The sequence below is a fragment of the Actinopolyspora mortivallis DSM 44261 genome (assembly GCF_000384035.1).
Taxonomy (GTDB): domain Bacteria; phylum Actinomycetota; class Actinomycetes; order Mycobacteriales; family Pseudonocardiaceae; genus Actinopolyspora; species Actinopolyspora mortivallis.
Map to the genome: position 1 here is coordinate 3,507,450 of NZ_KB913024.1, position 12,353 is coordinate 3,519,802.

9 protein-coding genes are annotated in these 12,353 nt (G+C 70.0%); 8 read left to right on the forward strand and 1 reads right to left on the reverse strand.

Annotation, left to right across the window (positions count from 1 at the left end):
- The first annotated feature begins 82 nt into the window (after positions 1 to 82).
- The 8 genes from ACTMO_RS0116450 (at position 83) to ACTMO_RS21330 (ending at position 11,081) form a co-directional block, all read left to right on the forward strand.
- Entirely contained in the window at positions 83 to 1,522 is a 1,440-nt protein-coding gene (locus ACTMO_RS0116450) for an alpha,alpha-trehalose-phosphate synthase (UDP-forming) (RefSeq protein ID WP_019855781.1), read from the forward strand.
- A 659-nt stretch (positions 1,523 to 2,181) separates the two neighbouring features.
- The gene (gene otsB, locus ACTMO_RS0116455) at positions 2,182 to 4,743 is read left to right on the forward strand and encodes a trehalose-phosphatase (protein WP_019855782.1); all 2,562 of its coding nucleotides are present in this window, start codon (positions 2,182 to 2,184) and stop codon (positions 4,741 to 4,743) included.
- Positions 4,744 to 4,956: 213 nt separating this feature from the next.
- Positions 4,957 to 5,571: a DUF4178 domain-containing protein gene (locus ACTMO_RS0116460; protein WP_019855783.1), complete on the forward strand. Its 615-nt coding sequence runs from the start codon at positions 4,957 to 4,959 to the stop codon at positions 5,569 to 5,571.
- 19 nt (positions 5,572 to 5,590) lie between these two features.
- The gene (locus ACTMO_RS0116465; RefSeq protein WP_019855784.1) at positions 5,591 to 6,028 is read left to right on the forward strand and encodes a DUF4247 domain-containing protein; all 438 of its coding nucleotides are present in this window, start codon (positions 5,591 to 5,593) and stop codon (positions 6,026 to 6,028) included.
- Positions 6,025 to 7,092: a hypothetical protein gene (locus ACTMO_RS23530; protein ID WP_026449325.1), complete on the forward strand. Its 1,068-nt coding sequence runs from the start codon at positions 6,025 to 6,027 to the stop codon at positions 7,090 to 7,092. Before ACTMO_RS0116465 ends, ACTMO_RS23530 begins: the two co-directional genes overlap by 4 nt.
- A gap of 76 nt (positions 7,093 to 7,168) precedes the next feature.
- On the forward strand, positions 7,169 to 7,594 hold the full coding sequence (locus ACTMO_RS0116475) for a DUF350 domain-containing protein (RefSeq protein WP_019855785.1): 426 nt from the start codon (positions 7,169 to 7,171) through the stop codon (positions 7,592 to 7,594).
- A 40-nt stretch (positions 7,595 to 7,634) separates the two neighbouring features.
- Entirely contained in the window at positions 7,635 to 9,242 is a 1,608-nt protein-coding gene (locus ACTMO_RS0116480; RefSeq protein ID WP_019855786.1) for a polyamine aminopropyltransferase, read from the forward strand.
- 216 nt (positions 9,243 to 9,458) lie between these two features.
- Positions 9,459 to 11,081: an FUSC family protein gene (locus ACTMO_RS21330; protein ID WP_245556220.1), complete on the forward strand. Its 1,623-nt coding sequence runs from the start codon at positions 9,459 to 9,461 to the stop codon at positions 11,079 to 11,081.
- 30 nt (positions 11,082 to 11,111) lie between these two features.
- Here the strand turns inward: ACTMO_RS21330 and ACTMO_RS0116490 are convergent, their stop codons facing one another.
- On the reverse strand, positions 11,112 to 12,215 hold the full coding sequence (locus ACTMO_RS0116490) for a LacI family DNA-binding transcriptional regulator (RefSeq protein WP_084792196.1): 1,104 nt from the start codon (positions 12,213 to 12,215) through the stop codon (positions 11,112 to 11,114).
- Between the last annotated feature and the right edge of the window lie 138 nt (positions 12,216 to 12,353).

Here is a 12,353-nt window from a genome sequence, read left to right on the forward strand (position 1 = left end):
TGGAACCACGCGAATCCGATCACGATTGGCTAGTCTCGACAACGGGTAACCGATTTCAGGAACCGACCTAGGAGGCAGACCGGTGACCAAGGGCAACGCGCCCACGAAAGCTGACTTCGTCGTCGTCGCCAACCGGCTGCCGGTCGACCTGGAACGTTTGGAGGACGGGACCGAACGGTGGAAACACAGCCCGGGCGGGCTGGTCACCGCTCTGGAACCGTTCCTCCGCGCCCGGCAGGGAGCATGGGTCGGCTGGCCCGGTGTCCCCGACGTCGACGTCGAACCGTTCACCGACGAGGACATGCGGCTGTACCCGGTGCGGCTCTCCTCGTCCGAGTTCCGGCAGTACTACGAGGGTTTCTCCAACGCGACCCTCTGGCCGCTGTACCACGACGTGGTGGTCCCCCCGGTCTTCGACCGTTCCTGGTGGGAGGCCTACCGTCGGGTGAACCGCAGGTTCGCCGAGGCCGCCGCCGAGGTCAGCTCCGAAGGGGCGACCGTGTGGATCCAGGACTACCAGCTGCAACTGGTCCCGGCGATGCTGCGCGAGCTGCGTCCGGACCTGCGGATCGGTTTCTTCCTGCACATCCCCTTCCCGCCCGTCGAGCTGTTCATGCAGCTTCCCTGGCGCACCGAGATCGTGCGCGGGCTGCTGGGGGCGGACCTGGTCGGTTTCCACCGTCCGGGTGGGGCGCAGAACTTCATGTGGCTGGCCCGCAGGCTCGCTGGGTTCGAGCCCAGTCGCGCCCAGGTGGGGGTGCGCTCCCGCCCCGGAGTGGTGCGCGTGGGCGACCGGGTGGTGCGCGTGGGTGCCTTCCCCATCTCCATCGCCTCCGGGGAGCTGGACCAACTGGCCCGCACCAAGGAGGTCCAGCAGCGTGCCAAGGCCATCCGTGCCGAACTCGGCAACCCGCGCAAGATCATGCTCGGCGTCGACCGGTTGGACTACACCAAGGGGATCGACGTGCGGCTGGACGCCGTGTACGAGCTGCTGGCCGAGGGCCACGCCACGGTGGAGGACGTGGCGATGATCCAGATCGCCACCCCCAGCCGGGAACGCGTCGAGCACTACAAGCAGATGCGCGAGGACATCGAGCGCAAGGTCGGCAGCATCAACGGCGAGTTCGGGCGGGTCGGTCACCCGGCCGTGCACTACCTGCACACCTCGGTCGACCGTAAGGACCTCGTGGCCTTCTACTGCGCCGCCGACGTGATGATCGTTACTCCCGTGCGTGACGGCATGAACCTGGTCTGCAAGGAGTACGTGGCATGCCGTAACGACCTCGGGGGTAGTCTTGTCCTGAGTGAGTTCGCCGGCGCGGCCGCCGAACTCACCAGCGCGCTGCTGGTCAACCCGCACGATCTGGACGGGGTCAAGGACGCGATGCTCGCGGCCCTGAACATCGATCACGCGGAAGGCCGCCGTAGGATGCGTGCATTGCGTAGGCAAGTGCTCACGCACGATGTCGACCGTTGGGCGCGGTCGTTCCTCGAGGCGCTGGGGGCTTCGCCGACCGGCTAGAGTAAGCGACGGCAGGCTTAGAGAGGCCTTTCGGAATGTTCTCGGTGGGGTGCTCGGCCGCTGCGGGGCGAGGGGCTCCGGGCAGTGAGTTCGACGCGCCGCGACACGGCGGAGCACGCGGGGAGCACGAGTGCTCCGTGCTCCGCCGCGAACCCGGCACCCTTCCCCGCGACCGCGCCCGCGGAACCGGGTTCGGGTTTCCGGAGGACCTCTTCGGCGCCCCCACGGCGCCTCCCGTCGGAGGGGTGGAACACGGCACGGCCGAGGCGGGGCACGTCCCCCGTGCCCACCGGCGTCGTGTTCCGTTCTCCAACCGCGGGGCGCCCGGAACACCTGCCGTCCAGACGCACGACGCGGCTCGGGAGCAACGCCGCCCGTCGAACCCGAGCGGGTACCGGGCCATACCCTCGACCCGGAGAACCGGAACGCCCCACCGGGCGGTGCACCGTCCGGGCGGAGGACGGCCCACCGAGCACGCGAGCCGACTCCGGAACAGACTTTTAGAGCCGGCTGAATCACCACGTCAATAACGACGCACCGGATCGATCCACAGGGGGCACCGTGCGAGGAGGCCACCCCGACGGGGCCGACGAGCACCCCTCTCACCAGGGTCGATCCCGCCCTCATACCAACCCGACGACCTCAACAGGAGTGTGGCGTTGACCGCCGAAGCCCTCCCCGCCGAGCTTCGTCGCATGATCGTGCAGCTCGCGCGCACACCTCGGCTGCTGGTCGCCTGCGACTACGACGGCACCCTGGCACCGATCGTGGGGGATCCGAGCCAGGCCAAACCCCTGCCCGAATCGGTCCACGCGATGCGTTCCCTGGCGGCGCTGCCGACCACCACCACCGCGGTCATCTCCGGCAGGGCGCTGCGTGACCTGGCCACCCTCTCCCGACTTCCCGCGGAGGTCCACCTGGTCGGCAGCCACGGTTCCGAGTTCGACGTCGGATTCGTCCACGAGCTGGACCCGGACACGACCCGGTTGCGTACCCAGCTGCAACGCAGCGTGCAGGACATCACGCGGGACCAGCCCGGCATCATCCTCGAACCGAAACCCGCCAGTGTGGCGATACACGTGCGCCGCGCCGAGCCGGAGGTCGGCGAGGCGGTGCTGGACGAACTCCGCTCCGGCCCGGCCACCTGGGAAGGTGTGCAGGTCACCGAGGGCAAGTCGGTGATGGAACTGGCCGTGGTGGAAACGCACAAGGGCAACGCCTTCGAGGCGCTACGCCACCAGGTCGGCTCCACCGGGGCGATCTTCCTCGGTGACGACGTCACCGACGAGACCGTGTTCGGCACCCTGTCCGGCCCGGACATCGGGATCAAGGTCGGCGAGGGTGACACCCTCGCCCACTACCGCGTGGCCGACACCACCGGGGTGGCCACGGTGCTGGCGATGCTGATGGAGGAGCGCCGCGCCTGGCTCTACGGGGAGCAGGCCCCGGCCATCGAACGTCTGTCCATGCTCGCCAACGAGCGCACCGTGGCGCTGCTCACCCCGGACGCGCGTGTCACCTGGATGTGCCATCCGGGGCCGGACTCGGCCGCGGTGTTCGCCGACCTGCTCGGCGGCCCCTCGGCCGGGCACTTCTCCGTCAGCCCGGCCACGCCGCAGTACGACAACGGCAACGGTTCCCCCCGTAGCGTGCTGCCCCTCGGCCAGCGTTACGTGCCGGGGACGATGACGGTGGAGACCCGCTGGTCCCGGCTGCTGGTCACCGACTACCTGGAACACGGCAGGGACGCCCACCACACCGACCTGATCCGGGTCATCAGCGGCAGTACCCGGGCCGTGGTGGACTTCGTGCCGCGCCCGGAGTTCGGGCAGGTGCCGGTGCGGCTCACCGCCGAGCCCGGTGGGTTGCGGGTGCACGGGACCTCCGAGCCGATGGTGCTGTACTCGCCCGGTGTGCAGTGGCGGATCAGCTCCGACGGTATGCACGAGGCGGCCCAGGCCGAGCTGGAGCTGTCGGAGGACTCCCCGACCGTGCTGGAACTGCGCTGCGGCACCGAGGAACTAGCCCCCTCGGACACTCCCGAACCCCAGAGGCGCACGGCGGCGAACAACTACTGGACGACGTGGTTGGAGCGGCTGCGGCTGCCCGAGGTGGAACCCGATCTGGTGGCGCGTTCCGCGTTGACCCTGCGGGGGCTGTGCAACACCGACACCGGCGGGATCATGGCCGCGGCCACCACCTCGCTACCCGAGGAGATCGGGGGGGTGCGCAACTGGGACTACCGCTACTGCTGGCTGCGTGACGGTGCGATGAGCGCCCGGGCGCTGGTCTCACTCGGCTCCACCGAGGAGGCCGAGGCCTTCCTGGACTGGCTGCACCGGGTGATGGACAGCCTGCCCGGCCCGGAGCGGCTGCACCCGCTGTACTCGCTGGCCGGGGGAACCCTGGGCCCCGAGGCGGTGATCGACACCCTGCCCGGTTACGCGGGTTCCCGACCGGTGCGTGTGGGCAACCTGGCCGACCAGCAGGTGCAGCTGGACGTGTTCGGTCCGGTGGTGGAGCTGGCGGCCGATCTGGCCGTGACCCGTGGTGAACTGCGCGAGGCCGACTGGGAACTGGTCAAGGGCATGGCCGAGGCGGTCTCCCGGCGCTGGTTCGAACCCGACCACGGGATCTGGGAGGAACGTGACGTGCCGCGTCACCACGTCTACTCCAAGGTGATGTGCTGGGTCACCATCGACCGGGCGCTCAAACTGGCCGCCCAGTACGGGCGTTCCGCCGACCCGAGCTGGATGCAGCTGCGGGAACAGATCGCCGAGGACGTGCTCAAGAACGGCTGGCACCCGGATGTCCAGGCCTTCACCACCGCCTACGAGGGCTCCGACCTGGACGCAGCCTCGTTGCACGTGGGGCTCTCCGGGCTGATCGACCCCGTCGACGAGCGTTTCCGCTCCACGGTGACCGCCATCGAGTCCGAACTGCGCAGCGGCTCCACCGTCTACCGCTACCGCAGGGACGACGGCCTTCCCGGCACCGAGGGCGGGTTCCACCTGTGCGCCACGTGGCTCGTCGAGGCATACCTGCTCACCGGAAGGCGCACCGAGGCCGAGGAGCTGTTCCAACAGCTCGTGAACAACGCGGGGCCGACCGGGCTGCTGCCCGAGGAGTACGACCCGATCGCCGAGCGTTCGCTGGGCAACCACCCGCAGGCCTACTCGCATCTGGGACTGATCCGCTGCGCCCAGCTGCTGTCCGAGTGACGCCTCCGGCGTATCGACGGGGTCCGGTTCCTCGCCCGGCCGGGGAGAACTCCTCCCGGCCGGGCGATGTTGACCGGGAGGGACCACGCCCCGTGGATATCCTCACTCCCGAACACGGCATTATTTCCTCCGAACGGAGGACAAACCGAGCGCGTGGTGGTTAGGCTACCGCGCGACCGGTGAGACCGTGGACATCCACAGCAAGGGGCGGCAGTGAACATCTTCGTGATCCTCCCGATCGTCGTGGTGGTCCTCATCGTGGTCGCGGTGGTCGTACTCGCGCTCGTGCGTCGACAACATTCCGGGCACGCGCCCGAGCGGCCACGACCACAGGACCCCTTCGCCACCGGAGACCAGGACGCGCTGCGCGGCGACCCACGTCGCCTCAAGGCCGGGGACATCGTGGAGATCCGCGGCATGTCCTACACCGTCCGCGGGACCCTGCGGCTGTCCGAGGGCAGCTGGCACTGGGCGGAACACCTGCTGGACGACGCCAAGGGCACCCAGGTGTGGCTGTCCGTCGAGGAGGACCCGGACCTGATCCTGGCACAGTGGACTCCGTTGGAGGACGCCGAACCACCCCAACCGGGGCCCTCCCGGATCGAGCTGGGCGGGCGCACCTTCCGTTCCGAGGAGTCCGGCTCGGCGAGCTTCCGCAGCGAGGCCACCACCGGTCTCGACGAACGCGGCAGCGTGCGCTACCACGACTACGAGTCCTCCGACGGCACACTGCTGGGTTTCGAGTCCTTCGACGGGGCCGAGTGGGAACCCACCCTCGGCGAGGAACTCAGTCGTTACGACGTGCGCGTCTACCCGGCTTCGGAGTGAGAGGAGCCGGACGACGGCGATGAAACCGAAATTCTGGTTCGCCATCGCGGCGATGGCGGCGGTGCTCGGGCTGATCGTCGCGCTGGTGACGGTCTTCTCCACCGGAACCGGCCCACGGGGCTACGTGGCCAAGCACTACACCAGGGCGGAGCGGCTGGACCGCCCCGGCGACGACGACAACCGGGCCTACACCAGCAGGCAGTCACCGAGCAGGGTGGCCAACTCGGTGGCCAGAGCCTGGGAACCGATCACGCAGTACACGAACGAGACCGGTGTCTACCTGCGTTACAACAGGGACGCGGTGATCGTGCAACCCCGAAAGCGGGGCTCGGTCATCCACGTGATGGACCTCGACCAAGCCTACCGCCACTACCATCCCGTGGTCGGGGGCGCCTGGGGGTGGACGAGCCCGCACGGGCGGAGTTTCCGAGGGGGAGGTCCCGGGTCGGGCAAATGAGCGACGAACAGAAGAAGACCAAGATCGGATGCGTGGGGCTGCTCGTCTTCGGGATCGTCTCCTTCTTCGTCACCCTCGCCGTCACCGGCGGTTTCGGGAGTACGGGTGAACCACGCTTCTGGGGGGACGAAAGCAGCAGGTACCTCACGAGCAAGACCTACTCGGGCACCTCCATCCCCCGGTTCACCCGGGAGGAGTCCGCGGAACTGTCCCGGGCACTGGTCGAGCCCGCGCGGCGCTACGGCTTCTGCTTCGGGTGGAAGCTCACCGACGGCGGCGACGGAATGTTCGCACGGAGTTCGACCGACACCGGCGACGAGGGATGGTCCGTGGAGGACACGGACAGCGACCACGACCGGGGATCCAACCGGGGCCCACAGACACCGGTCGAGGTCTGCGACGAGTGGGTGGAACTGCGGGTGACCGTGGCCTACACCTCCCGCACCAGCGAGGACTGGAGCGCGGTGGACATCGGGGTGGCCCACTCGTCGAACCTCTCCCTGAACACGCCCGGCAGCGAGGACTTCGCCGCGCTCGGCATCACGGCGAAGTCCTTCATCGAGACCCCGGTGGACACCACCGGACACGCGGTGCTGGCGCTGCCGCTGCTGCTGAGCGAGGACAACCCGGAACTGCCGAGGATCCGCCCGGAGAACGCCTCCGAGGAGGCGCCGCGGGAGAACCTTCCTCCCGGGTCGAGCCCCGGCTGGGTCGGGCGTGGACTCTGGCTGGGCGTGCTCGGGCTGGTCGCCGTGGGCAGCCTCGTGGCCGGGGTGATCGGCCTCCGTCGACAGCGTTCCGGGCCTTCCGAGGGGCCACCAACTCCTCCGCCACCGCAGGATGGTCCCCCCGGTCCCCCGCAGGGACCGCCCGGCGGGCCCACGCCCCCACAGCCGCCCCCCGGTCCCCCACCCGGTCAGGCTCCTCCCCAGGGGCCGCCTCCACCGGGGTACCAACCACCTCCGGGAGATCCTCCTCCACCGCAGGGTCCGCCCCAACAGGGGCCGGGCCAGCAGTGGCCCCCTCCCGGCGGGCCAACGCAACCGCCTCCCGGTCCCCGGTGACCGTCCGGTTTCCGACCGAGACCGGAACAGCAACGACCGGCAACCCGCTCGCCTCCCGAACCGAAAGGCACAACCGGTGTTCCAGCAACTGCTCTTCGGACTGTCGGCGGCCGTCGCCTACGGCGTGGTCGGCGCGGTTCTCATGGCCCTCGGATACGTGCTCATCGACCTCGCCACACCGGCCAGACTGCGGGACCTGATCTGGGTGCGCCGCAACGGCAACGCGGCCATCCTGCTGGTGTCCGGACTGCTCGGTGTGGGCATCATCCTCACCACGGCCATCGCAGCCAGTTCCGACGACCTGGCCTACGGGCTGCTCGGTACCCTGGCCTACGGGCTGCTCGGGCTGATCCTGATGGGGCTGTCCTTCCTGGTGATCGACGCCTTCACCCCGGGCAAGCTCGGCGAGGAACTCTCCACCGAGACCACGCACCCGGGAATCTGGGTCTCGGCCGCCGCGCACGTGGTGATCGCGACGATCATCGCCGCGGCGATCTGGTGACCACACCACCGACCCGCGTCCCCGAACCGAAACCGCCTTCATGAGCACGGAAACCGACCAGCTCGGCCCCGAACGAACCCCGGCGAGTGCCGCGACCGACTCCACACCCCGGCGCGGCCCGGCCCGTTTCGCGGTGCTGCTGGCGGTGTTCGTGTGCTCGGCCTGCGGACTGGTCTACGAACTGGCCCTGGTCGCCCTCGGCAGCTACCTGATCGGCAACAGCGTGGGCCAGGCCTCCGTGGTGCTCTCCCTGATGGTGTTCGCCATGGGGGTGGGGGCGCTGCTGGCCAAACCGTTGCAGCGGTGGGCGGCGACGGCGTTCGTGACGGTGGAGCTGGTGCTGGCGCTGCTCGGTGGGCTGAGCGTGCTCGGGCTGTACGCGGCCTTCGCCTGGCTGAGCCTGTACACGCCGATGCTGGTGGCCACCTCGCTGACCCTGGGCGTGCTGATCGGCGCGGAGATCCCGCTGCTCATGGTGCTGCTGCAACGCATCAGACGCCAGGAGGCCGGGTCGGCCGTGGCCGACATGTTCGCGGCTGACTACGTGGGCGCCCTGGTGGGGGGACTGGCCTTCCCGTTCCTGCTGCTTCCGCTGCTGGGACAGATCAAGGGCGCCCTCGTGGTGGGGATGCTCAACGCGGCGGCGGGTCTGGGACTGGTACTCACCGTCTACCGACGGGAGCTGGGCAGACGCCCGGTCGCGCTGTTGACGGTCTGTTCGCTGCTGGTCGGCCTGGCGCTCGGCGGGGCGTTCGCCTGGTCCGACCGGTTCGAGACGACGGCACGTCAGGCGCTGTACGACGATCCGGTGGTCTTCGCCGAACGCACCAGGTACCAGGAAGTCGTGCTGACCCGCTCGCGGTCGTTGAGCGGCAACACGGACACGCGGCTGTACCTGAACGGCGACCTGCAGTTCAGCTCCGTCGACGAACACCGCTACCACGAGGCGCTGGTCCATCCGGCCATGGCCGGTGACCACTCCAACGTGCTGATCCTCGGCGGCGGGGACGGACTCGCGCTGCGTGAGGTGCTGCGCTATCCCGACGTCGAGGAGGTGACCCTGGTCGAACTCGACCCCACGGTACTGCGGCTCGGTAGCGAGGACCCGCGCCTGACCAGGCTGAACCAGCACGCCTTCGACGACCCCCGGGTGCACACCGTCTCCGCCGACGCCTTCCGTTGGCTGCGGGACAACCGGCGGCGTTTCGACGTGGTGCTGGTGGACATGCCGGACCCGGACTCCACCGAGACGGCCAAGCTCTACTCCACCGAGTTCTACTCCCTGGTGCTGCGGGCCCTTGACGAGCGGGGGCGGGTGAACGTCCAGGCCGGTTCCCCGTACTTCGCCACAGAGGCCTACTGGTGCATCGAGGCGTCGATGCGACAGGCGGGCCTGGCCACCGTGCCCTACTCCCGCTCGATCCCCAGTTTCGGGCCGTGGGGGTTCCACCTGGGCACCGCCGGGGACACCGCGCCCTCGCTGCGGCTGCCCTCGCGGAGGCCGCCGCTGCGGACCCTGGACGGCCCGACGCTGCGGGCGACCGGGGTCTTTCCCCCCGACCGGGACAGGCTCGCCGAGGTGGAGCCGTCCACGCTGATGCACCCGCGGATCATCGACTACGAGCGGGGAGCCTGGCGGAACTACTAGACCTCGGCGCGGAACGGTTGGGACTTCCCGTTGGGCGGTGTCGCATCCGGCCGGTGTCGCGGCACGAGTGTCGCCCGCGCTCCGTCACGGCGCGGGCAGGGTCTCCTGTCGCGGGGCCCCGCTGCCGCCGCCTCCGTGTTGTCCTGACCGGACCGGAAAGAACGGTTCACGGCACTGTCCATTCACGAGTGAAATAACTGTGTATTATGTGAAAATGTGTCTTCGGCCATACTCGCACGGCATTTGGGGGAGACGCTTCGTCTGAACCGCAACGGGCCGATCTTCTGGCCGGCGTTGAGGTCTTTTCTGTCGGTGCTGCTGCCACTGGTGACGCTGTTCCAGCTCGACCGGATGGACCTGGTCGCCGGAGCGGTGTTCGGCGGACTGACCAGTGTGTACTGCCGCAGTGATCCCTCCCGCCACCAGATCCGCTCCCTCGCCGTGGTGGCGGCGGGCATGGTGGTTGCCGTGGCGCTCGGGGACCTCATCGCCGTGTCGGGCCTGTCTCCGGGGCGGCAACAGCTGGTGGCCGTGGTGGGTACCGCCGTGGTGGGAGCGGTGGCCACGGCGGCCACCACTGCGGCCCGCGTGGGCGCGCCGGGAGGGTTGATCTTCGCCTTCGCCACCGGCGCCTGCGCGAACCTCTCCCTCTCTCCCGGCGAGCTGCCCGCCCACCTGATCGTCTGCGCGCTCAGCGGCGCCTTCGCCTGGGGGGTGTGCTCCCTGGGGGCCGTGCTGGCCGGACTGCGCCCGCAACGCCGAGCCGTGGCCGCCGCGCTGGAGGCCACCGCCGCGCACCTGGCGAACCCGGACCTGGACGGCAGACACCGGGCCGCCGTGGCCGTCGAGAACGCCCGCACCCGACTGCCGCTGGTGAGCGCACGACGGCGGGAGAGTACCGAGTACCGGGAGCTGGTGCGGGCCGTGGAGGTCTGCGAGGTGCTGCTGGGGGCCTCGCGGGTGGCCCGGGCCACCGTGTGGTCCCTGCGTGCCACGGCCGAGCGGGTCCGCACCGGTCAGCCCCTCCATCCACCGGGATACGCCCGCCCGGACCGGCCGCTGGAACCCGGCCCTCCCCCCTCGCGGTGGTGGGCCGTGCGCGAGGTGCTGCTCGCCACGGCCCGCCCCCGCCGGGGGACGGGCACCTGGCTGCTGCCGTTCGCGGCCCGGGTGGGGACCGCGGCGCTGGTCTCGGGGGTGGCGGCCCAGCTGCTCGGCCTCGGACACACCTACTGGGCCGCGGTCTCGGCCGTGTCGGTGCTCCAGGCGACCAGCACGTCACGGTCGGTCCCCCGGATGCTGCAACGTGTGGCGGGCACACTCGGCGGGGTGGTGATCGGGATGCTCCTGCTGTCCCTGCATCCCCGGGTGTGGGTGATCATCCTGCTGCTGGCGGCGTTGCAGTGGGCGGCGGAGATGACCGTGACGATCAACTACGCGTTCGGGCTGCTGTTCGTGACCCCGGTGGCGCTGCTGGTCGGGGGGATGATGAGCCCAGCCCCGCCGGAGGAGCTCGCCGCGAGCAGGCTGTGGACGACCCTGCTGGGGGCGGCCGTGGCCGTGCTGGTGGCCCGGCTCGCCCCGCACCGGGCGTGGCTGGTGCGGGTGCGGGACGCACTGGACCGAGTGAGGCGGTTGGTGGAGCTGGGCGGGGCGGCCCCGAGGCAGCAGCTGCGTCAGGCGCTGGTGGAGCTGCACGACGCCTACGACACGGCGGCGGGAGAGGTCCCGGACGAACACCTCCCCACGGAGGAACTGCTCAGGGTCTCCCGCCGGGCCTACCGGCTGCTCGACGAGCGGGACTATCCGAGCCCCCGCCCTCGGGAGACGGCCGGGTGAACGACCGGGCGAGCACGGGGGCGCACCGGGTCACGGACCGAACCAGCGTTCCTCGACCGAACGCGGCGCCCCCGCCGTGGAGCCGGGGACCAGCTGGGTGTCCAGCACGACCTCCCGGGGCTTGCCGGTGGACTCACCGGCGTCGAGCAGCAGCCGACCGGCGGCCCGTCCCTTCTCCATCACGGGCTGGCGCACGGTGGTCAGCCCGACACGTTCGGCGTCGTCGATGCCGTCGAAACCGGTGATGGTGAGATCCTGCGGCACCCGACGTCCCTGGCGCCGCACCTCCGACAACGCCCCCAGCGCCAGGATGTCCGAGGTGCACATGACGGCGGTGATCTCCGGGTCCAGCTCCATCAGCTGCGCCGCGGCCGACCCCCCGGACTCCGGGGTGTGGTCGAAACGTTCGATCACCGGGACCTGTTCCCAGTCGACCCCCACCTCGGCGAAGGCCTCGGAGAGCGCGGCCAGGCGCGCCCGCTGCACGTGGAAGTGCGCGTTCACCTGCCGTTCGGAGGAGGCGGGGCCGTCGTTGCGCGTGCGGGCCAGCCTCATGCAGATCACCCCGATCTTGCGGTGACCCAGCTCGATGAGGTGCCTGGCCAGCCCCTTGATCGCCGCGCCGTCGTCGATGCCGACCCGGTCGACCTCCGAGAGGTTGGGCTGGTCGCAGATCACGGCGGGCACGGGACGTTCCATCACGGCGGCCAGGTGCGGGTCGTCGTCGGGGACCGAGTAGACCACGAAGCCGTCCACTCCGGCGCTGTGCACGGCGGCCACGTCCTCGTGTTCCGGGTTGGCCGGTATCAGCAGCAACCCGTGTCCGGCGTCCTCGCAGGCCAGGGCGAGTCCTTCGAGGAAGCCGACGGCGGCGGGGTCACGGAACGCGTAGGAGAGGTTCTCGGTCAACAGCAGTCCCACGGCCCCGGCCTTGCGGGTTCTCAGGGAACGGGCCACCGGATCGGGCCCGGGGTAGCCGAGTCTGCGGGCGGTGTCCAGCACACGCTTGCGCAGTTCCGGGGACAGCTGGTCGGGACGGTTGTAGGCGTTGGACACCGTTGTCCGCGAAACGCCGAGTTCCGCGGCGAGGGAGGCCAACGTCGCGGGTCGCCTCGAGTTCGTAGACCGCACCATGCGGGAACCGTAACGGTTCAGTACGCCCAGGTGAAGTTTTCCGAACCCGGATCCAGATCACATGTCACCGGATTCGTGCACGGCGGCATTCGGAACGCGAAAAACACGCCCGGTGCGGGCCACGTTTCCGGGTCGGAT